This is a genomic window from Streptomyces sp. NPDC050508, assembly GCF_040655155.1.
GTDB lineage: Bacteria > Actinomycetota > Actinomycetes > Streptomycetales > Streptomycetaceae > Streptomyces.
Map to the genome: position 1 here is coordinate 717,551 of NZ_JBFAJJ010000002.1, position 21,020 is coordinate 738,570.

Here is a 21,020-nt window from a genome sequence, read left to right on the forward strand (position 1 = left end):
GTGAACGAGTGTGACCGCATGCTTCCGAGAACAACAGCCGTGGACCGAGGAGAAGAGCTGTGAGCACCGAGAACGAGGGCACTGAGGTACCCCCGGCCCCGTCTGCACCTCCTGTGCCGGTGGAATCTCCAGCAGCTTCCCCGCAGGCAGCCGCGCCCGAAGGGGGCGCGCACACGACGCCGCTCCCCCCGGTGCCTCCGAGCGCCCCGCAGGACACGCTGCACGCCGGCCCCGCACCGGCCTACGCCGCCGCGTCCCAGGCGCCCGGACCGGAGGGCACGGGCTCTGCTCCCGACGCCGCCTGGCCGCCCCCGCCGCCCGCCACACCGTCGTACGCCGACGGCGGCGCGGGCGCGGGCGCGTACGGCGGCGAGGGCGTGGGTGGATACGGCGGTGGCTACGGAGGTGACGGCGCCGCCGGTGCGGGTGGCTGGGGCACCCCGTACCAGCAGCCCGAGCCCAAGAAGCCCGGCAGCGGACGCGGCGGGCTGATCGCCGCGGTCCTGATCGCCGCGCTGGTCGCCGGCGGCCTGGGCGGTGGCCTCGGCTACACCCTGGCCAAGAACCACGACGACAACACCAACTCCACCACCGTCTCCGCCGACACCGGCAGCGCCTCCGTGAAGCGCTCCCCGGGCACGATCGCCGCGGTCGCCGCCAAGTCCCTGCCCAGCACGGTCACCATCGAGGCCGAGAGCACCAGCGGCGAGGGCGGCACCGGCACCGGGTTCGTGTTCGACACCCAGGGCCACATCGTCACCAACAACCACGTCGTCGCCGACGCGGTCGACGGCGGCAAGCTCACGGCGACCTTCCCGGACGGCAAGAAGTACGACGCCGAGATCGTCGGCCACGCCCAGGGCTACGACGTCGCGGTGATCAAGCTCAAGGACGCCCCCAGCAACCTGAAGCCGCTCGCCCTCGGCGACTCGGACAAGATCGCCGTCGGCGACGAGACGATCGCCATCGGCGCCCCCTTCGGCCTGTCCAACACGGTGACCACGGGCATCATCAGCGCCAAGAACCGCCCGGTCGCCTCCAGCGACGGCAGCTCCACCAGCAAGGCGTCCTACATGAGCGCCCTGCAGACCGACGCCTCGATCAACCCCGGCAACTCGGGCGGCCCGCTGCTCGACGCCCAGGGCTCGGTCATCGGCATCAACTCCGCGATCCAGTCGACCAGCAGCGGCGGCCTCAGCGGCAGCAGCCAGTCCGGCTCGATCGGCCTGGGCTTCGCCATCCCGATCAACCAGGCGAAGTACGTCGCCCAGCAGCTGATCAAGACCGGCAAGCCGGTCTACGCCAAGATCGGCGCCTCCGTCTCGCTGGAGGACAGCACCGCGGGCGCGACGATCACCGCCGAGGGCGCCAGCGGCACCTCCTCGGTCGAGGCCGGCGGCCCCGCGGCCAAGGCGGGCCTCAAGGCCGGCGACGTCATCACCAAGCTCGACGACTCGGTGATCGACAGCGGCCCGACCCTCATCGGCGAGATCTGGACCCACAAGCCGGGCGACAAGGTCAAGATCACCTACAAGCGCGGCGGCACGGAGCACACGACCGACCTGACCCTCGGGTCGAGGGTCGGCGACAGCTGACGTAGCACCAGGCGACAGCTGACGTAGCACCAAGCGATCGAGCGAGCGAACGAACGACCAACAGGCGGGCCGGGCAAGGGTTTCCTTGCCCGGCCCGCCTGTTTTCCCCTCGGCACGCGTGCGTGGACAGCGCGGGAACCGGATTCCTCCCTGCGGCGAAGTACGGGTGAAAGCCCAATCTTCAGCAGTGTGTTCGCATGGACGAGAGGAGCCCCGATGACCGTCGAACCAGGCGTCAGGGTGGGGCAGGACAGTGACGCCTCGGTGAGCGATGCCTCGGTGATCGAACGGTCTTGGGACGAGCCCGAGGCATTCGCCGTGCTCTTCGACCGCCATGCCGACTCGGTGCACCGTTACGCGGCGCGCCGGCTCGGCACGGAGGTCGCCGAGGACCTGATGGCAGAGACGTTCACCATCGCGTTCCAGCAGCGCTTCCGGTACAACACCGAACTGGCCGACGCCCGCCCGTGGTTGTTCGGCATCGCGACCAACCTCATGGGCCGTCACCGGCGTGCTGAGGCCCGACGGTTCAAGGCGATCGGACGGCTGCCGTCGACCGCCCCCGCCGACAGGTCCGAGGACACGGTCGCCGACCGGGTGGCCGCGCGGGTCAGCGCACAGGCCGTACGCGGCGAACTGGCCCTGGCCATGGCCCGGTTGCCCGCCCGGCACCGGGACGTGCTGCTGCTGGTCGCCTGGGCCGACCTCGGCTACGAGGAGGTCGCACGCGCCCTGGAGGTACCGGTGGGGACGGTCCGGTCACGGCTGCACAGGGCTCGCAGAAAACTTCGCGACGCGTTGGGCGGATCCGATCCGACAGCCTTCCGAGAGGAATCCGGCGATGAATGAAATGAATGAGCTGAATGAACTGATGCGTGAACTCGATCTCCTGAGGGAGTGGGACGCGGACACGCCCCCGCTCACCGATCAGGCACGCGCGCGTGCCCGCTTCCGCCTCCACCAGGCGATGCTCTCTCCTACCACCCTCGCCCCCGCGACCGTACGACGCCGTCCGGTCCTGCGGATGGCGATGGCGGGCGTCGCGGCGGCGGCCGTAGCGACGAGTGTGGTGGTCGCCGAGAACAACGAGTCCTCGCCCCGCACCCAGCCGGTGAGCGCGACCACCGTCCTGCACGGCGCGGCGATCGAGGAACGCAGGACCGAGAGGCCGATCGCTCCGCGCGACGACCAGTTCCTCTACACCAAGGAGATCATCAAGGAGATCCCGGCCGGGGGCGGCGGCCCGACCCGGACGTACGTCGACGAGAGCTGGAACTCGGTCGACGGCTCCAAGAAGTCCTACGTCAGTGAACTGGGCCGTAAGCAGTGGGTTCCGGTGTACGGGCCGGGCCAGGGCACCTGGCCGCCCAGCAAGTGGACCGAGCTGAAGCTGCTGCCGACCGACCCGCGCAAGCTGGCGATCGTCCTGCGGGACATGGGCGGAAAGCCGGACTACAGCAAGCCGATGAAGGCCGGCGACTGGCCGATGACCCAGTACTTCCTCTCCGGCCTGCTCCGCAGGCCCGTCCTGCCCAACGGGCTGCGCTCCGCCGCCTACGAGGCGCTCGCCACCGTCCCCGGCATCGAGGTCGTGCCCAACCAGAAGGACGCCGACGGCCGCGCGGGCATCGGCATCCGCTTCGTGCCGATCGGCTCCGGAACAGTCCGGTCCCACCCCCGCCCACCGCTCCTGGTCTTCGATGCGAAGACGTACCGGTACCTCGGCATGCGCGATCAGCGGACGGCGGGCGGGAAGACGTACGAACAGTGGTCGTACGTCGCGGCGAGTGCTGTGGTGGATCGGGTGATGCAGCGCCCGTAGTGAGGTGAGGTGACGTGAAGGTCGGAAGGGGGGCGCTCACCGGGCGGCGCCCCTGTTCCGTCTTCCGCGGACGTGGGCCCGAGGCATGGGAAATCATGAAGCATGCGACCGGACGACTGGACCCTCACCGAAGACCTGGACGACTTCCTCGCCCGAGGCGGCGACTTCCTGAGCTCGCGCCCCGCTCCGCACACCATGCACCTGACGGTGATCGAGAAACTGCGCACGCGCGGGTCGGCCGAATACGGCACCCAGGCCCCCGTGTTCGGCCGACTGGAAGAGGCGGGCAAGGTCCACGCCACCTTCTACCGCCTTCCCTCCCGCGGCCTGGTCCCCACCCCCCTCACCCCCGAACAGGCCGACACCCTCGCCGCCCACCTGGCGGGCCTCGGGCACTCGCTTCCCTACGTCAGCGCGGACGAGAGCACCGCCGCCGCTTTCGCCGAGGCATGGCAACGGCACACCGGCGCGACGTCGACCTTCCGTACCCGGCTTCACCTGTACCGACTCGGCACACTCACCCCACCACAGCCGTTCCCGGAGGGCCGGGGCCGAGTCGCGGGCGAGGAGGATCATGAGCAAGTCGTCCACTGGTGCAAGGAGTTCGCCACCGCCGTCGACGAAGTCCTCCCCGACTCCTGGGCGGACACCCGCTTCGCCGACAAGCACTTCACGTTCTGGGAGACCCCGGACGGCACTCCGGTCTCCATCGCGGGCACGACATCGAACATCGGCGGCATGGTCCGCGTGGACCCCGTCTACACCCCGGCCCACCTCCGGGGTCGCGGCTACGCCGCCGCGGTGACGACCGAGGTGAGCAGAGCGGCGCTGGCCACGGGCGCGAAGGAAGTCGTCCTGTTCACGGACCCGGCCAACCTCACGAGTAACGCCCTGTACCGGCGCCTGGGGTATGTCCGGCTCGCGGACTGGGCTGTGTACGACTTCTCCGCACCGCACGGCACCGGAAGGCCTCTGTAATGCCGGCCCGATGAGCCACGTCAGCGATGAGCCGTGTCAGCAGTGACAGTGGACCCGGACGAGGATCGTGTCGCCGGGAAGGTTCGCGAGATACGCCTCGCTGCCCGGCCATTTCGCGGGCAGTGGAGAGTCGTGCGGACACAACTCAGGCTCGCAGAAGGCGTGGACGGCCGCCATGCTGTGCTCGTACCCCTCCAGCCACCAGCCGTCCATTGTGAGTACGTCCGTATTCGGTGTTCTTGTCGACGGCGGGGTGAGATATCGGATGTACTCGGCACGGGTTCCCTCGTAGCCGATGACGGGATGCTCCCGAAGCTCGGTGTCGCCCAGGAAGCCCTCGTACCAGAGGCCAAGGCTGAAAGGGTGGTCGAGGTAGGCCTCGATCAGCGGCTGGGCCCGGTAGGCGGAGAACATGGCGTCTCCGTACCGGTCACCGGGAAACGCGTCGGGATCGTTGTGCCAGCGCTCCACGAAGTCCGAGAGGGGAGCTGCCGCAGGGTGCACGGCGGACAGGCTCTGCCACAGATCCCACGACGCGCCAGCGGCACGCTCGGAAGCAAGATGCGGCTCGGAGAAATCGAGCAGGGCACGCGGCCCTCCGGCACAGACGCCCGGGACACTGGGGCGGGGCGTGCCGTCGAACGCAGGGTCATCATGGATGAGCCGGGGATCCTCTTCATGTCCGCCGACGACGGCGAACCCCCGGCCGTTGCTGCCGCCGTGAATGCGACGGGAGTCCCACATGCCACGATCGACAGGGTTGTCTCCGGAGTCGGAGTCGAAGGGAGCGAGAGCCTTCGTAAGAGCCCCTTCGACATCGCCCGCGGCCTCGGCCGGCAGACAGACCGTCACTGTTACGCCAGCCATCACCCCTCCTTGTCGTTGTTGTTGAACTTGTTGTCCTTGTCGTTTCGGCGAACAGGATGATTGCACGAAGGGACTACCGGTCTATTCGACGTGAATGCTGGGCGACCTCATTTCGCTGTCCGATAGGCGCTCAGCAGTCGCAGTTCAGGGTTTTGCCCGCCTCGTAGATGGTGGGTCGGTCTTCTGGTGCGTGGCTGAGCATCGCGTCGATCAGTTCGCCCAGTTCACCGCGTACCTTCACCGGCCGACGCCGGCCATTCGCCACTGCCTCTCTCTGCACCGAGCGGGGAGCGTCGTCCGGGTACTCCATCGCCCGCCAGCCGGTGGCGGAGATGAGCAGGGAGGCGCCGAGGGCGTAGATGTCGGCTTCCTCGGTCGGCTCGGCTTCTCCGGTGGCGAGTACGCTCTGGGCGATCTCCGGTGCCTCGTAGTGGACGAGGCAGCCGCGGAACGGGAAGTCGTAGCCCTCGGGCACGTTGCCGCCTCGGGCAAGGGCGAGGTCGATGAGGCGGGTTCGCTCCGGCCCGACGATGAAGTGGGCGGGCTGCACATCACCGTGCACCCAGCCCTTGGCGTGGAGTTCGGCCAACGCCTGGACGCAACTCGCCGCCACAGTGGTACGCGGTGCGATGGACGAGCCGGGTCGACGGTACGGCTCCCACAGTTGGTACAGGTCCGGTCCTTCGTGCCACGGCTGGAAGTTCCAAGTCCCTTGCTCCCACTCGCCGTACGCGAAGTCGACGAAGCCGAGGCGATGCAGCACGGCGCCCTCGCGGGCGGGTGCGAGGGCGGTCCAGGGCTGGGCGGACCAGTCGGCAGTGGCCTCGATCGGATAGCCGACCTTCACGGCGTAGTGGCCCCGATGGCTCTGCACCTCCCAGACCATGGAGCCCCGGCGGTTGAGCACCAGGCGCTGGGTCGTGGGCATCAGCGCGTCGAGCACCACGATCGGCAGTTCAGGGGGTGACGCGGACAACGTCTGTTCTCCTTCCCGGTTCCCGGCGAACGCGGCCGACCACGAGTGAGGCCGGCCGTGTCGCTGATGTGGTGGGTGCTATGCCTGACCGTACGGTCGGCCGCAGTCTGAGTCGCACTGCGCGAGGTTCCTTCCGCCTACGGTCCACAGGTCGTCGAAGACCATGAACCCGGCCGCCTTCATCGCGCGTGCCGAGGTGACCACTTTCTCCGGGTCACGGCCCCCGCCGCCCGGCTTCGGGTTGTGGTGCAGGAAGCGGCCTGCGTACCGGTCGCACAGCTTCGCGTACTCCTTCGTGTGCAAGATCAGCGCATGCAGGCCGAGGTCGACGTCGTCCGACGGGACCATGGGGACGGTGGCTGTGGCTGCGGTGACCAGGAAGGCGACCGCCTGGTCCGCGATCCGCTCGGCACGCTGGGGCGGCTGGCCGTTGTGGACGACCACGAAGTGGGCGAGGCTCTTGAACAGCTCCTCACCAGCTACTGCGCGACCGGTCTTCCGATCGTTCGCCGTTGCCGTTGCCGCTGTCGTCATGCGAGTACTCCTTGTGTGTGGCGGTGCGTGGGTTGGATGGCCCACCCCGAACGGGCAGGGGGTAACAGGGAGTTGGCGCCCGTTCGGGGCGGCCGGTCTACTGGCCCATGGCGAGAGTCACACCGATCACCAGGCCGCACGAGCCGCTGATCAAGATGACGAACAGGACTCCTGCGTATCGGCTGAGCGCGCGCATCACAGCCCGTCCCGACTGTTGCCGTTCTTGATAGCCAGACGTGCGCTGAGTTCCTCTCGTGGACTCGGCGCCACCACGTTGTCCGGCATGGCATCCCATTCCGTGCCGCCGCCGATCGGCCTTATCTGCACCCGACCGCCGACTTCACCCATGACGACGCCGATCCGGTCTCGGGCGCTGTCCTTCGCCAGTTCACCGATGCCTGGTCTGGTCTGATGGTTGCTCGCCATGTGAAGGAGCATCGCGATCAGAGGGCCCGCGCCAAAAGGTCAGGCTGATTACCCAACTTGGGTAATATTGCGGGCAGTAGAGAAGTAGCGACGTTGCGTAGCCCTCGCAGTGTGGGAGCTTGCCAATGCCCGATGCAGACCGGCCGCAGGAACTGCCCGCCAGGCTGCTCACCGATCCCGAGATGATCAATGCCTGCCGGGTGCGGGACTTCGCCAGGGTCTTCCGGCTGGTGAAGACCAAGGCGGGCATCTACCCGTCGATGATCGCGAGGCGCTGTGACCTGACACCCAGTCGTGTCGGCGAAGTGATCGCGGGGCAACGCCAGTTGCAGCACATGGACGTCATCGAGCGCATCGCGGACGGTTTGCGCATCCCGGGGCACATGCTGGGGCTTGCGCGTCGCGAGTGGGAGACGCCTCAAGCTCTCGTGGTCACGGAGCGAGAACCTCCCCAAGCACCGGAGCCCGAGCAGCAGACCCCCGCGTCTCTACCCGGCCCTGATGTGGACAGCATCTTGGCGCTGGCCACGCGAACGAGCTTGAGCGCGGCCACACTTGAAGCTTTTCGCTCGTCCATCGAGGACTACTGGCGACGGGACGACCAGCACGGAGGCGAGGCGCTAAGGCCGGCCATTGTCGGCCAACTCCGCCATGTGGTCGGGCTCTTGAAGGAGGACCGCCCGCCGTCCATCCAGCAGGGCCTGTACGGAATCGCGGCCGAGTTGGCCCGCCTCACCGGATGGACCTACTTCGACGCCCGCCAGTACAACCAGGCCCGCGCGTACTTCACCGAGGCACTGCAACTGGCCAAGGAGATCGACGACCGCCAGTTCATGGCCAACGTGCTTGCCTGCATGAGCTTGCAAGGCACCTACCAGGACAAACCTGCGGACTCTCTGGCCCTCGTGACCGCCGCCCAGGACCAGGCCCGCTCAGCGCTCGACACCACCCCACGGGTCCAGTCCATGCTGTCGATGCGCGAGGCCTTCGCTCACGCCATGCTCGGCAACCGGGACTCCACACACCGGGCGATCGGGGAAGCGCACCACCATTTCGAGCAGATCCAGGCCAGCAACCCGGACCCGTCATGGGTGACGTACTTCGACGAGACGAAGCTGATCGTGGACACGGGGATCGCTCACGGCCGACTGGGCGAAGCCGCGACTGCGGAACCGTTGATCGCGGACGCGTTGCGGCGCGAGGCCCACACCAACCAACGCGGCCGGGCATTTCACTCGTTCTGGCTGGCTCGCACGCAGTTGGACCAGGGCAAGCTTGAACAGGCGTGCCACACCGCCACACAAGCGCTGGAACCTGCTTCGGCAGTGGGCTCCGAGCGAGTCTCGGGCCATCTCAGGGAGTTCTACGACCAGTTGGCCCCACACAGGCAGGAGCCCGTAGCCCTGGCCTTCGAGGCACGGCTACGGGAACTCCTCCCGCCGGTCAGCGGATCGCTTCGTCCATGAGTAGGTAGAGCAGGCCGACGAGAGAACCACTGCTTACGACTTCGCGGCGATCGATCATGCCCCGCACCTCCGAGAGAGGAATCCACTCGATGCGGTCGGACTCGTTCTTCTCCGTGGGCGGTCCGGCGTAAGTCGCGCCGTCCGCACGGAAGACGTGATGCTGCGAGTCGGTGATGCCGTTGGCCGGCTCCGCGTAGATCAGAGGCTTGATGGGACCAGGCCGCCAGCCGGTTTCCTCCAGGACTTCGCGGGCCGCGGCCTGCTCCGGAGTCTCGTTCTCCTCGACCAGGCCCATAGGCAACTCCCAGGCCCACGAGTCCGTGATGAAGCGGTGCCGCCACATCATCAGGACCTCTTGGCGGTCGTTCACCACGGCGGCCACGGCCAAGTGGCGGAGGCGAACGACGTGGTACTCCCACCGGCGCCCGTCAGGTTGCTGGACGTCGACCAGACACAGATTCACCCACTTGTTGGTGTAGATCTGTCGCTCGCCATGGGTCTTCCACTGCATGAACGCCGCCCCTCTCACACGATGCACCCAGCATCTCAGACCAAGCCGGAGCCGGGCACAATGTTAGCGTCAAGGCGACGAAATGTTCAGGCGGAGCGTCCAGGTCGCAACTGGTTGTCTATAACGCAGGGAGAGTGGCTCCGGGGTCGGGCTGTGGTCTAACGCATCGTCGGCTCGGACGAGGAAGATCCCGAACTCCAGTACTTCAGACCAGACTTGGATGCTTTCGTAGACGCAAGCAGGCCCGTTGGCGCTCGTGTACGAGCTGCGGCGAACTCGATGGGCAGCGCGGCGACATCGACAAGGAACATCACCACGTCGATACGCCTGCGTGCCGCCTCGATGCGAACAACTCCCTTGGAGCTGTGCTGGGCGAGATTCACACGGGTCGCCGCGGCGATGCGTTACCTCACTCGCGGACGGCTGGCTTGCCCACGGGACAGTCTCGCTATTCTTCTCAGATTCGTCACCGCGCGTCCCACCTCTCCGATGTAAGTACCGTACGACTACGCGCGCCAGCCGCTAATGTTCCTATTGTCGACGCATGCGAGGGGGAGATGTGAGGGACGCTGCAGTATTAGACCTCCGTCAGATGGTCTGCTCTCTCCACCACCTGGATGCAACGCGAACTGAATGGGTTTCTAGCCTCATTTGGGGTGGGCTCCGAGTTCGAGCTGAGAGGAAAACAGAAGCCCGTAAGCAATGCCTTCCTGAATTTATAATTCACCAAACATTACTCTCGCCAGGCAGATTCTGGCCAGCGTGGATCCATGAGTCTTGGCTAGTAAGGCACCATCCGCTCCCAATTAGATTCTCGCAGGAAACTCGCATGCACCCCGAGGATATCCTGCCGGGATCAAATTTGATTGAAGTTATCCCTGGAAGCGTGCGTGGCGGCCAGACGGGCACAGTCAGCTTCAGGGTCTTCCACCCAATGGTCACCGCTTGGTTTGTCGACTACTCGCGCCTTGGCGGTAGAGGGCAGGCGCTCTTGGCCTCGCAGGCGGGCAAGGTAAAGGTATTTTTCCTTCATGAACATATAGGGGTTCAGCGTCCAAATTTGATGCCTGGACTCTGTGCAGAGAAATGCAGCCGGGCTCTCGTTGCGGACAAGATGGCAGAGATCCTAGCCGTCGGCGGGAATGAGGTTTCTAGGTCCACATACAAAAACCTGGCGTCCAGCACGTCTCGCCAAGACAGATTGCTAACGGAGGCTGTGAGGGCAGGTCATACGTGGAGTCTATTTTCGGTTGAGCCTCAGGGCACGATCCTGACAGTGGGGGGTCACGTATACCGTGACGCCCTCAGGCGCCTGCAAGGGCAAAAAATCCCGGGCAAGGATCGAGAAGTAGCCATGTCATACGACTTCCGCAACGCAAAGATCAACAATCTTCAACAGGGTGGGGTTAATCTCGGATCTCAAACCTTTAACGACAATGGATCGGCTCGGCCAACACTTGAGCAGGCCGCGGAACTCGTTCGGCTGGTACTCGATGAAGCTCCGTCCTTGCTCGCCCAGGCCACCGTGGTGCATGGCGAACTGAGGCGAGCGCAGGAAGTAGGGGACAGAGCCGACCGCGCACGCATCGGAGCCGCTCTTGCCAATATCACGGCGGGGCTAAGTGCAGGTAGTTCAGCACTCGCGTTGGCCGAGGGGATTAGAGGTGCTCTGGGCTTCTGACGGAAGACGTTCCTTTCCAGATGCGTCCGGCAGCATCCTCTCTACGTCTGCCCGTGGGCGTCAGCGAGGCAGGGCAAGCGGGCTCCTGCACTGCTCGCTGACGCCAACAACGACCAAAGATGCCGATGGTCACGACCGTCAGCGATCAGTTTGAAGAGTAGTTGGGCCGCGACAGGAGAGGTTGCCTGATCCTAGGGATCAGAAGGTCGCAGGTCTTCGAGCGGAAAACAGAGCCCGTGGACCCCGTGTGGACCACGAACCCCGCACGAGCCCCGAGCCCGGTACGCTGTACCCGCTCCGTCCCTGGTGGGCGTGTGCGCAGGTGGGTTGCCCGAGCGGCCTAAGGGAACGGTCTTGAAAACCGTCGTCGCAGCGATGTGACCGTGGGTTCAAATCCCACACCCACCGCAGACGGACGAGCGGCCCTTGACCGGGTACATCGGTCAGGGGCCGCTCGTTGTCGGTCCTACAGTTCTTCGTCGCGCTCCAGGATCAGGCTGACCGAGCCGTCCTTGAGGTTGATACCGGGCTCAAGGTGTACGTGGTAGCCGTCCCGGTGTTCGGGATCGGCGAGGCCGATGAGCGTTTCGCCGAGATTCCGCAGGCCGGCGGCGTTGCCTGTCACGGTGATCTCGGTGTCTGAGCCGTGCACCTTGATGCGAGGTTCTTCCATGCGGTCACGCTATAGCCGGAGTTCGCGCGTCCCACCGGAGCCCCGACCGACAACAACCGGCAACTGGCAGCCGACATCCGGCGACCCACAACTGGCAACTGACGGGGCCGCCCTCACCCCCGCCGCCCCGTCATCCGAGCCGCCGAAGCGATAGTCGCCCGCGCTTCCCTCTCGGAGAGACCCGTGCCAAGGGCCGCCTCCACCAGGGGCTCGACAAGTGCCGGCCCGATGTCGTTCTCGTAGGCGCGGCAAGCCGCCCAGAAGAGGCGGGTGTTGCGTTGGCCTTCGTGGGCCGCGAGGACGAACTGGACCAGGCCCTGGCCGTGTTGGCCGGTTGAGGTGGGGGTGGGGTGGTTGGTGCGGGGCGGCGGGAGGAGTAGGCGCAGGAGGGACGGTGGGCAGGGTGCCGGTGCGAGGTGGGCGGTGGCGGGGGCGGCGCCGTACAGGCCGTGTTCCGTGCGGGAGCCGGGGCCGACGAGGTAGCCGCCGGCGCCTCGGATGTCGATGCCGGGGGCGAGGCGGCTCGCGGAGTTGGGGATGACGACGTCCGGCGGGCCGGTGAGCCAGAGGTGGCGGCCGCCGCTGGGGGTCAGGACGACCACGGTCTCGGGGATCGTGAACAGGTGGCGGAGGGCCAGTTCGCGTAGGGCGGCGGACGAGTCCGTACCGGATTTGGTGTCTAGATCGATGCCGATCAGGTGGTGCGGGGGCAGTCCGCACGCGATGCCGTAGCCGGTGGCCCAGGGTGCGGCGGCGAACAGTTCGCGGATGCGCGCCGGGTCGGCGGAGGCGTCGTACACCCCGTGGCCCAGGAGTCCGCACTCGCCATGGCAGGGCGCGCCCACCGGGCCCGCTGGGGCTGTCGAGCCCGTCTCGCTCGACGGGTCGGCGTGGTGCGGGGAGCGCAGGGCAGGGAGCTTCGTCCGGGACAGGGGGATCACGGCCAGTCCGCGTTCGGCGGCTGACAGGGCGTGTGCGAGGGCCAGCGTCGTGGCCTGCCGGTCGGTGGTGGCCATGTTTCTATGTTCGTACGGGTGTTCGAAAAAGGGAAGAGGGGGTGGCTCCGACTCGCCCGGGTCGGGGGGATTGGCTGGGAATGTGACGTAACGCTTCGCCCCTTGGGGCGCCTGGGACGAGCTGTCCGTACTGCCCTGAACTGCGGCTTCCAGGCGGCCAAAGGGGTTTATCGACTTGTCATCACGCTTCAGGGGGAATAACCGCTTCCGGTCTGGTTCGCCGGGGATTCGGTGGGCAACTCTGGTTCCGCGACGTCGTGCACAACACCGAGGCGGTCGGCCAACTGCCCTGGTAGCAGCAGTACTTGAAGCCGTACTTCATATGCGTCCGGTTACCAAGCCGGTACGTACCTTGTTCTGGAGGAACAACATGGCAAGCATCCGTACCGCCCGCGTCATCGCCGCCGTCTCCGCCCTCCCGCTGGCAGCCGCCCTCTTCACCGGCGTCGCGGCGGCGGACAACGGCGCCATCGCGGGCAACGGATCGAACGCGGGTGTGGCGACCGTCAGCGGCAGCGGGGTGGGGCACGACAACAAGGGCAACTCGTCCACCACACAGCAGCAGGCGGTCGGTTCCGGGGCCTCGAACCAGAGCAACACCGCCCAGGTCAACGGATCCGCGTTCACCGCCATCAACCAGGGGAACTCGAACGTCGCCGTCAACTTCGCCAACTTCTGGTAGCCGCGCCCGACTCCCGCGCGGGGATGCGTGGGGGTGCCTGAGGGCGTGTGAGGTGTGCTCTGTGGGGTCGTAACGCGTCTGCGCGGTGGTGCTTCGGTGCCGCCGCGCAGGCGTTTTTCGTGCGCCACGCGTGCGTGCCCGGGCGGCAGGGCTCCTGTGCGGTGACGACCTTGACAGTGCACGGCATCTGACGGACAGTCAGAAATCCTCGTCCGTACGACTGAGACGACTACGACGCCCCCGGAGGTCCGCCGTCGTGCACCTCGCCCCCACCGAACGCCAGCGGCGGTTGCGCGCCGAGCTCCGTGCGTACTTCGCCGCTCTGATGCCGGACGGGCCACCTGGTGCGGACGACCCCCGCGGCCAACGGGCCCTGCTGCGCCGGATCGGCGCCGACGGTTGGCTCGGGCTCGGCTGGCCGGTCGAGTACGGCGGTCAAGGGCGGGGCGCCGACGAGCAGTTCGTGTTCTTCGACGAGGCCTACCGGGCGAACGCGCCCGTCTCGATGGTCACTCTGAACACCGTGGGGCCGACGCTGATGAAGTACGGCAGCGAGGAGCAGAAGGCCGCTCTTCTGCCGGGCATCCTGCGCGGCGAACTCGTCTTCGCGATCGGCTACAGCGAACCGTCGGCGGGCACGGATCTGGCGTCGCTGCGGACGCGGGCGGTGCGGCAACGAACAGGGGCGGAAGCGGAAGGAGATGAGGGCGGCTGGCTGATCGACGGGCAGAAGATCTTCACCTCCAACGCCCACAACGCCGACTGGATCTGGCTCGCCTGCCGCACCGACCCCGAGGCCCCCAAGCACCGCGGCATCTCCATCCTCCTCGTCCCGACCGACGCGCCCGGCTTCTCGTGGACCCCGATCGAGACGGTGGGCGGGCAGCGGACGACGGCCACGTACTACGACGGGGTCCGCGTCCCGGCGGGCAACCTCGTCGGCGCGGAGAACGAGGGCTGGTCCCTCATCACCAACCAGCTCAACCACGAGCGGGTCGCGCTCGCCGCGATCGGAATGCAGGCCGAGGACTTCTACGCCGCGGCGCTCACCGCCGCCCGCACGCCCGATCCGGTGACGGGGCGGCGCAGGGTTGACGAGCCGTGGGTGCGGGCGCGGCTGGCCGAGGCGCATGCCCGGCTGGCGGCAACACGCCTGCTCAACTGGCGTTTGGTGGGCGATGTGGGGGCGGGCCGGCTGGCGCCCGGCGACGCGAGCGGCGTGAAAGTCGTGGGAACCGAATCGACGGTGGCGGTGTACCGAATATGTCAGCACGTCGCCGGGACGGACGGGTCGACGGGGCTGGCAGGGCTGGTGCGTTCGGGATCGCCGGGTGTTGTCGGGGACGGCGAGCTGGAGCGGTTGAACAGGGCGGCGCAGATCAACACGTTCGGGGGCGGGGTGAGCGAGGTGCAGCGGGAGATCGTCGCGACGATGCGGCTCGGGATGACGAGGGGGCGGAGGTGACAGGCGAGTTGATGGTGAGCGATGAGCTGGGGGCGCGGCTCAAGGCGTACGAGGGGCGGGCGGCCGCCGTCGCGGGCGTGGGGAAGGATCCCGTCAACGAGCCGATGATCCGGCACTGGTGCGAGGCGATGGGCGACACCGATCCGGCGTACGCGGGCCCGGACGCGGTCGCCCCGCCCACCATGCTCCAGGCATGGACCATGGGAGGCCTCTCCGGGCACACGGGGCACACGGGACGCACGGGGGCCTACGACGAGCTGTTCGACCTCCTCGACGAGGCGGGCTGCACCTCGGTGGTCGCCACCGACTGTGAGCAGGAGTACCTACGGCCCCTGCGGCCGGGGGACGAGGTCACCTTCGACGCGGTGATCGAGTCGGTGTCGGACCGCAAGACGACGAAGCTGGGCACGGGGTACTTCGTCACGACGCGCATGGACGTGCGGGTGGGCCAGGACCTCGTCGGCACCCACCGCTTCCGCATCCTCAAGTACGCCCCCGCACGCCAGAAGGGGAAGAGCCCGCGCGCCAGGCGTCCCCGCCCCGTGGTCAACCGGGACAACGCCGGCTTCTGGGAGGGCGTGGAGCGGCACCGACTCCTCATCCAGCGCTGCACGAGCTGCGGGACGCTGCGCCACCCCTGGCTGCCGGGCTGCAACGCCTGCGGCGGCCTGGACTGGGACACGGTCGAGGCGAGCGGCGAGGGGACGGTCTACTCGTACGTGGTGATGCACCACCCGCCCTTCCCGGCCTTCACGCAGTCCGATCAAGCCACTGACGCGGCGGGTCCCTATGCCGTCGGGCTGATCGAACTGGCCGAGGGCGTGCGGATCGTGAGCAATGTGGTGGGGGTGCCGTACGACAAGGTCCGCATCGGGCTGCCGGTACGGCTCGAATTCCGGCGGTACGACGACGAGGACGGCGCGTTGGTCCTCCCCGTGTTCCAGGTGCAGGAAGGCCGAGAGGGCGGGGTGGGCTGACATGGACTTCACGCCCACGGAGGAGCAGGCGGCGGCCCGTGACCTGGCCGCCCGGATCTTCGGCGACCTCGCGACACCCGAGCGGCTCACGGCGGCCGGGACGGACAGCGATCCCGAGCTGTGGAAGGCCCTGTGCGCCGCCGGACTGGTGGGCGCCGTCAAGGAGTTGGGCCTGCTCGGCCTGGTTCTCCTCCTGGAGGAGCAGGGGCGGACGACGGCCCAGGTGCCCTTCGCGTCGACCTGCGTGTACGGGCTGCTGGCGGTGGCGACCCACGGTTCGCCCGAGCAGCGGGAGCGGCTGCTGCCGGGCATCGGGGACGGCTCGGTGGTGGTGTGCGGGGCGATTCCCGCGCAGGGGGGTGTGCGGGCGAGAGGTGTACCGGATGAAGGTGCACGGGATGAAGGTGCACGGGGTGAAGGCGTACGCGGTGAAGGTGAACCGGCTTCCAGGCAGGGCGAGTTGACCGGGACGGTCCCCGTCGTCCCCTGGCTGCGCGACGCCACGCATGTCCTTGTCGCCGACGACCGGCGCAGGCTGTGGCTGACGCCGGTCACGGAGGCCACGCGCGTCGAGCCGGTCGAGCTGACGGCGCCCTGGCAGGCGGGGCGACTGACGCTCCACGGCACGGCAGCGGAGCGGATCGGTGCCGCAGAGGCCCATGCCGACGTCCTCGCCACCGCCCGCACCGCCTTCGCCGGGCTCCAGGCCGGGGTCTGCGCGGGTTCGCTGGCTCGGGCCGTGGCGCACGTCAACACGCGGGAGCAGTTCGGGCGTCCGCTGGCCACCCGGCAGGCGGTCCAACTCCGGGCCGCCGACGCGCACATGGACATCGAGGCGATACGCGTGACGGCGTACGAGGCGGCCTGGCGGCGCGATGCGGGGCTGCCGTTCGCCACCCACGCGCTGACCGCGGCCTGGTGGGCGTCCGAGGCCGGTCAGCGGGTCGTCCACACGGGGCAGCATCTGCACGGCGGCGCGGGAGCCGACCTGGACCATCCGGTCCACCGGCACTTCCTCTGGGGCCGTCAGTTGGACGCGTACCTGGGCTGCGGGGACGAAGTACTGCAAGAACTGGGGGAGTTGATCGTCAGTGAGGAGGAGGTGCAGCCATGAGGGCAGGTGAGGAGTTGCCCCCGCTCGAAATCGAGATCACCCGCACCCTGATCGTCGCCGGGGCCATCGCCTCCCGTGACTACCAGGACGTGCACCACGACGCGGAGGCGGCACGGCAGAAGGGCTCCCCCGACATCTTCATGAACATCCTGACGACGAACGGCCTGGTCGGCCGTTACGTCACGGACCACTTCGGCCCGGGAGCGACCCTCCGCAAGGTGGCCATACGGCTCGGCGCCCCCAACTACCCGGGCGACACGATGGTGTTGACCGGCAGGGTCGAGGAGACGGACGGCGACACGGCGACGGTGCGCGTGCTCGGCGCGAACGGCATCGGCAGACACGTGACAGGCACCGTGACGGTGACCGTACCGAGGGAGGCCGGATGAGTGTCCGTACCCGCGACACCCTCGGTGGGCAGGCGGCGATCGTCGGTATCGGGGCGACGGAGTTCTCCAAGGACTCCGGGCGCAGTGAGCTGCGGCTCGCCGTGGAGGCGGTGCGGGCCGCGCTGGACGACGCGGGGCTGACGCCGGCGGACGTGGACGGGATGGTCACGTTCACGATGGACACCAACCCGGAGATCACCGTGGCCCAGGCCTGCGGGATCGGCGAGCTGTCCTTCTTCTCCCGGGTCCACTACGGCGGCGGCGCGGCCTGCGCGACCGTCCAGCAGGCGGCGCTGGCGGTGGCGGCGGGAGTCGCGGAGGTGGTGGTCTGCTACCGCGCCTTCAACGAGCGGTCGGGGCGCAGATTCGGCTCGGGCGTGACGCACCGGGAGCCGTCGGCGGAGGGCGCGGCGCTCGGCTGGGCGCTGCCGTTCGGGCTGCTCACGCCGGCGTCGTGGGTGGCGATGGCGGCGCAGCGGTATCTGCACACGTACGGGCTGACTCCGGAGGCGTTCGGGCAGGTGGCCGTCGTGGACCGGAAGTACGCGGCGACGAACCCGGCGGCGTACTTCCACGGCAGACCGATCACGCTCGCCGAGCATGCGGCCTCGCGCTGGATCGTGGAGCCGCTCAGGCTGCTGGACTGCTGTCAGGAGACGGACGGCGCCCAGGCGATCGTCGTCACGTCGGTGGAGCGGGCCCGCGACCTGCCGCGTCCGCCCGTTGTCATAGCGGCGGCGGCGCAGGGGGCAGGTCGGGCGCAGGAGCAGATGACCAGCTTCTACCGCGACGACCTGACCGGCCTTCCGGAGATGGGGGTGGTCGCGCGGCAGTTGTGGCGGACGGCGGGGCTGGGGCCGGAGGAGATCGACGTGGCGATCCTGTACGACCACTTCACGCCGTTCGTACTGATGCAGCTGGAGGAGTTCGGCTTCTGCGGGAAGGGGGAGGCAGCGGACTTCGTGGCCGAGGGGCGGTTGCCGGTCAACACGCACGGGGGACAGCTCGGGGAGGCGTATCTGCACGGGATGAACGGGATCGCGGAGGGTGTTCGACAGGTTCGCGGCACGGCCGTGAACCAGATACCGGGGGCTGGGAGGGTGCTGGTGACGGCGGGGACGGGGGTGCCGACGTCCGGGCTGGTGCTCACCGTTCCGGGCGAACAGGGGTGAGCCCCCAGGGGTAAACCCGCAGTACATGTCAGCCGCTCGTCCACCTTCAGGAGGTGGAGCCAGCCCCACCCCTACAACCTGAGGCGGAGTCTGCTTCGGGACCTGCGGCCGATCCGCGGGAGTGGGGGTCGCTCATAGCGTGGAGCCATGACCACAGCAGTCTGCACCAGCGCTTCGAACGCCGTCGCTCGGGCCGCCGCGGGAGCTACCACCCGGCCTGCCGCCCGGCCCGCCTCCAGGCAGGCTGCACGGCCTGCCGCGCGACCCGCCGCACGGGCCACGCAGACCCAGACCCAGGTCCAGACCCAGGTCCAGGCTCAGGCTCAGGCTCAGACCCTCACGTACCCGTCGTTCTCGTCGTACATGAGGGCCAGGCAACCCGTGCTGCTGCGTACCGCCCGGTCGCTGACCGCGAACGCGTGCGACGCGGAGGATCTGCTGCAGACCGCGCTGACCAAGACGTATGTCGCCTGGGAGCGGATCGAGGACCACCGGGCGCTGGACGGTTATGTCCGCCGGGCGCTGCTGAACACGCGGACCTCGCAGTGGCGCAAGCGCAAGGTCGACGAGTTCGCGTGCGAGGAGCTGCCCGAGCCGGAGACGGGCGGCGGCGCGGAGGACCCGGCCGAGCAGCAGGCGCTGCACGACGCGATGTGGCGGGCTATCGCGAAGCTGCCGGAGCGGCAGCGGGCGATGGTCGTCCTCAGGTATTACGAGGACCTCAGCGAGGTTCAGACGGCGGAGGTGCTCGGGGTGTCCGTGGGCACGGTGAAGTCGGCGGTCTCGCGGGCGCTGGGCAAGCTGCGGGAGGACCCGGAGCTGGTCCTGGTCCGATAGCCCGCGGCCGTAAAACAGGTACACCGTCGGCGACGTGACGTGATCGATCACCCGCCCCTAGTGACATACCGTGCGGTATGTGCGCAGAATCAGCGCAACCTTTACTACCGCGTAGGCAATGTCGCCCCGGGAGGACGCCGTGCTGAGCACCATGCAGGACGTACCGCTGTTGATCTCCAGGATCCTGACCCACGGGTCGACGATCCACGGAACATCGCAGGTGATCAGCTGGACCGGTGAGGGAGAGCCGGAGCGCCGTTCCTTCGCGGAGATCGGTGCCCGCGCGGCCCAACTGGCGCACGCCCTGCGCGAGGACCTGGGCGTGGTGGACGGCGAGCGCACGGCGACCTTCATGTGGAACAACGCCGTCCACGTAGAGGCCTACTTCGCGATCCCCGCCATGGGCGCGGTGCTGCACACGCTCAACCTCCGTCTTCCGGCGGAGCAGTTGGCGTGGATCGTCAACCACGCGGCGGACCGGGTGGTGATCGTCAACGGTTCGCTGATCCCACTGCTCGCCCCGCTGCTGGCCAAGCTGCCCACGGTCGAGCACATCGTCGTCTCCGGCCCCGGCGACCGCACCCCCCTCGACGGCGCCCACGCGCGCGTGCACGAGTACGAGGACCTCATCGCCGGCAAGCCGACGACGTACGACTGGCCCGAGTTGGAGGAACGCCAGGCCGCCGCGATGTGTTACACCTCCGGCACGACGGGCGACCCCAAGGGCGTGGTGTTCAGCCACCGTTCGATCTACCTGCACTCCATGCAGGTCAACATGACCCAGTCGATGGGGCTCACGGACCAGGACACATCACTGGTGGTAGTGCCCCAATTTCACGTAAATGCATGGGGTTTGCCCCATGCCACCTTCATGACCGGCGTGAACATGCTGATGCCGGACCGCTTCCTCCAGCCCGCCCCGCTCGCCGAGATGATCGAGAGCCAGCGCCCGACGCACGCGGCGGCCGTCCCCACCATCTGGCAGGGCCTGCTCGCCGAGCTGACCGCCAAGCCGCGCGACGTCTCGTCGCTCACCCAGGTCACCATCGGCGGTGCGGCCTGCCCGCCCGCCCTCATGGCGGCCTTCGACAAGCTCGGCATGCGGGTCTTCCACGCCTGGGGCATGACGGAGACGTCCCCGCTGGGCACGGTCTCGCGGGCGCCGGCCGAGGCGGTCGGCACGGAGCGGGAGTGGGAGTACCGGCTGACGCAGGGCCGTTTCCCGGCGAGTGTCGAGGCCCGTCTCACCGGCCCCGGCGGCGAGCGGCTGCCCTGGGACGGCGAATCGGCGGGCGAGCTGGAGGTGCGCGGCCCATGGATCGCCGGCGCCTACTACAACGGCCAGGACGCCGAACTCCTGCGCCCCGCCGACAAGTTCAGCGAGGACGGCTGGCTCAAGACGGGTGACGTCGGCACCATCTCCCCCGACGGTTTCCTCACCCTCACCGACCGCGCCAAGGACGTCATCAAGTCCGGCGGCGAGTGGATCTCCTCCGTCGACCTGGAGAACGCCCTGATGTCCCACCCGGACGTCACCGAGGCCGCCGTGGTCGCCGTACCGGACGAGCGGTGGGGTGAGCGTCCGCTGGCGACCGTCGTCCTCCGGGAGGGTTCCACCGCCGACTTCGAGTCCCTGCGCGCCTTCCTCGCCGACGCGGGCAAGATCGCCAAGTGGCAGCTCCCCGAGCGCTGGACGATCGTCGAGTCGGTCCCGAAGACGAGCGTCGGCAAGTTCGACAAGAAGGTGCTGCGCAGGCGCTACGCCGCCGGCGACCTGGACGTCACCCAGCTCTGACCGCGCGTGCCGGTTCACGCCGATCCGCCGGGCGGGGAGCCCAC

Annotated in this window: 21 protein-coding genes and 1 tRNA gene; 15 read left to right on the forward strand and 7 right to left on the reverse strand. The window is 68.2% G+C overall.

Annotation, left to right across the window (positions count from 1 at the left end; genetic code table 11):
* The first annotated feature begins 59 nt into the window (after nt 1-59).
* From AB0I69_RS08465 to AB0I69_RS08480, 4 genes are all read left to right on the forward strand, one after another.
* The gene (locus AB0I69_RS08465) at nt 60-1,595 is read left to right on the forward strand and encodes a trypsin-like peptidase domain-containing protein (protein WP_363094796.1); all 1,536 of its coding nucleotides are present in this window, start codon (nt 60-62) and stop codon (nt 1,593-1,595) included.
* Nucleotides 1,596-1,811: 216 nt separating this feature from the next.
* Nucleotides 1,812-2,444: an RNA polymerase sigma factor gene (locus AB0I69_RS08470; RefSeq protein ID WP_363094797.1), complete on the forward strand. Its 633-nt coding sequence runs from the start codon at nt 1,812-1,814 to the stop codon at nt 2,442-2,444.
* Entirely contained in the window at nt 2,437-3,417 is a 981-nt protein-coding gene (locus tag AB0I69_RS08475) for a CU044_5270 family protein (RefSeq protein ID WP_363094798.1), read from the forward strand. The genes AB0I69_RS08470 and AB0I69_RS08475 overlap by 8 nt, the downstream gene beginning before the upstream one ends.
* Before the next feature lie 102 nt (nt 3,418-3,519).
* The gene (locus AB0I69_RS08480; protein ID WP_363094799.1) at nt 3,520-4,395 is read left to right on the forward strand and encodes a GNAT family N-acetyltransferase; all 876 of its coding nucleotides are present in this window, start codon (nt 3,520-3,522) and stop codon (nt 4,393-4,395) included.
* A gap of 36 nt (nt 4,396-4,431) precedes the next feature.
* Here the strand turns inward: AB0I69_RS08480 and AB0I69_RS08485 are convergent, their stop codons facing one another.
* The 4 genes from AB0I69_RS08485 to AB0I69_RS08500 form a co-directional block, all read right to left on the reverse strand.
* Complete coding sequence (locus AB0I69_RS08485) at nt 4,432-5,262, reverse strand: hypothetical protein (RefSeq protein ID WP_363094800.1); 831 nt, start codon at nt 5,260-5,262, stop codon at nt 4,432-4,434.
* A 130-nt stretch (nt 5,263-5,392) separates the two neighbouring features.
* On the reverse strand, nt 5,393-6,238 hold the full coding sequence (locus AB0I69_RS08490) for a protein kinase (protein ID WP_363094801.1): 846 nt from the start codon (nt 6,236-6,238) through the stop codon (nt 5,393-5,395).
* A 78-nt stretch (nt 6,239-6,316) separates the two neighbouring features.
* Entirely contained in the window at nt 6,317-6,772 is a 456-nt protein-coding gene (locus AB0I69_RS08495; RefSeq protein WP_363094802.1) for a hypothetical protein, read from the reverse strand.
* 195 nt (nt 6,773-6,967) lie between these two features.
* Nucleotides 6,968-7,210 carry a hypothetical protein gene (locus AB0I69_RS08500; protein WP_363094803.1) on the reverse strand — a complete coding sequence of 81 codons (243 nt, stop codon included), beginning with the start codon at nt 7,208-7,210 and terminating at the stop codon, nt 6,968-6,970.
* Between the two features lie 113 nt (nt 7,211-7,323).
* Here AB0I69_RS08500 and AB0I69_RS08505 point away from each other — a divergent pair, with 113 nt between their 5' ends.
* A complete protein-coding gene (locus tag AB0I69_RS08505; protein ID WP_363094804.1) occupies nt 7,324-8,664 on the forward strand; it encodes a hypothetical protein in 1,341 nt (446 codons plus the stop codon).
* On the opposite strand, the gene AB0I69_RS08510 is transcribed toward AB0I69_RS08505, so the two are convergent.
* Nucleotides 8,642-9,175 (reverse strand): NUDIX hydrolase, encoded by a 534-nt coding sequence (locus AB0I69_RS08510; protein ID WP_363094805.1) that lies wholly within the window; start codon nt 9,173-9,175, stop codon nt 8,642-8,644. The two genes, AB0I69_RS08505 and AB0I69_RS08510, sit on opposite strands and share 23 nt — an antisense overlap.
* 829 nt (nt 9,176-10,004) lie before the next feature.
* On the opposite strand from AB0I69_RS08510, the gene AB0I69_RS08515 reads away from it, so the two are divergent.
* A complete protein-coding gene (locus tag AB0I69_RS08515) occupies nt 10,005-10,856 on the forward strand; it encodes a hypothetical protein (RefSeq protein WP_363094806.1) in 852 nt (283 codons plus the stop codon).
* Nucleotides 10,857-11,177: 321 nt separating this feature from the next.
* Nucleotides 11,178-11,264 (forward strand) — tRNA-Ser (locus tag AB0I69_RS08520).
* Between the two features lie 58 nt (nt 11,265-11,322).
* Here AB0I69_RS08520 and AB0I69_RS08525 read toward each other — a convergent pair.
* Both AB0I69_RS08525 and AB0I69_RS08530 read right to left on the reverse strand, forming a co-directional pair.
* Nucleotides 11,323-11,529, reverse strand: coding sequence for a hypothetical protein (locus AB0I69_RS08525; protein ID WP_363094808.1), 207 nt, complete (start codon nt 11,527-11,529; stop codon nt 11,323-11,325).
* 113 nt (nt 11,530-11,642) lie between these two features.
* Nucleotides 11,643-12,545 carry a bifunctional DNA primase/polymerase gene (locus AB0I69_RS08530; RefSeq protein WP_363094809.1) on the reverse strand — a complete coding sequence of 301 codons (903 nt, stop codon included), beginning with the start codon at nt 12,543-12,545 and terminating at the stop codon, nt 11,643-11,645.
* Between the two features lie 370 nt (nt 12,546-12,915).
* Here AB0I69_RS08530 and AB0I69_RS08535 point away from each other — a divergent pair, with 370 nt between their 5' ends.
* The 8 genes from AB0I69_RS08535 (at nt 12,916) to AB0I69_RS08570 (ending at nt 20,976) form a co-directional block, all read left to right on the forward strand.
* Entirely contained in the window at nt 12,916-13,227 is a 312-nt protein-coding gene (locus tag AB0I69_RS08535; protein WP_033285529.1) for a hypothetical protein, read from the forward strand.
* 256 nt (nt 13,228-13,483) lie between these two features.
* Entirely contained in the window at nt 13,484-14,692 is a 1,209-nt protein-coding gene (locus AB0I69_RS08540; protein ID WP_363094810.1) for an acyl-CoA dehydrogenase family protein, read from the forward strand.
* Between the two features lie 11 nt (nt 14,693-14,703).
* A complete protein-coding gene (locus tag AB0I69_RS08545) occupies nt 14,704-15,669 on the forward strand; it encodes a bifunctional MaoC family dehydratase N-terminal/OB-fold nucleic acid binding domain-containing protein (RefSeq protein ID WP_363095036.1) in 966 nt (321 codons plus the stop codon).
* A gap of 1 nt (nt 15,670) precedes the next feature.
* Nucleotides 15,671-16,783, forward strand: coding sequence for an acyl-CoA dehydrogenase family protein (locus AB0I69_RS08550; RefSeq protein WP_363094811.1), 1,113 nt, complete (start codon nt 15,671-15,673; stop codon nt 16,781-16,783).
* On the forward strand, nt 16,780-17,172 hold the full coding sequence (locus tag AB0I69_RS08555; protein WP_363094812.1) for a MaoC family dehydratase: 393 nt from the start codon (nt 16,780-16,782) through the stop codon (nt 17,170-17,172). The genes AB0I69_RS08550 and AB0I69_RS08555 overlap by 4 nt, the downstream gene beginning before the upstream one ends.
* Nucleotides 17,169-18,344, forward strand: coding sequence for a lipid-transfer protein (locus AB0I69_RS08560; protein WP_363094813.1), 1,176 nt, complete (start codon nt 17,169-17,171; stop codon nt 18,342-18,344). Before AB0I69_RS08555 ends, AB0I69_RS08560 begins: the two co-directional genes overlap by 4 nt.
* A 147-nt stretch (nt 18,345-18,491) precedes the next feature.
* On the forward strand, nt 18,492-19,181 hold the full coding sequence (locus AB0I69_RS08565; protein WP_363094814.1) for a SigE family RNA polymerase sigma factor: 690 nt from the start codon (nt 18,492-18,494) through the stop codon (nt 19,179-19,181).
* Between the two features lie 118 nt (nt 19,182-19,299).
* Complete coding sequence (locus tag AB0I69_RS08570; RefSeq protein WP_363094815.1) at nt 19,300-20,976, forward strand: long-chain fatty acid--CoA ligase; 1,677 nt, start codon at nt 19,300-19,302, stop codon at nt 20,974-20,976.
* Nucleotides 20,977-21,020: the final 44 nt, after the last annotated feature.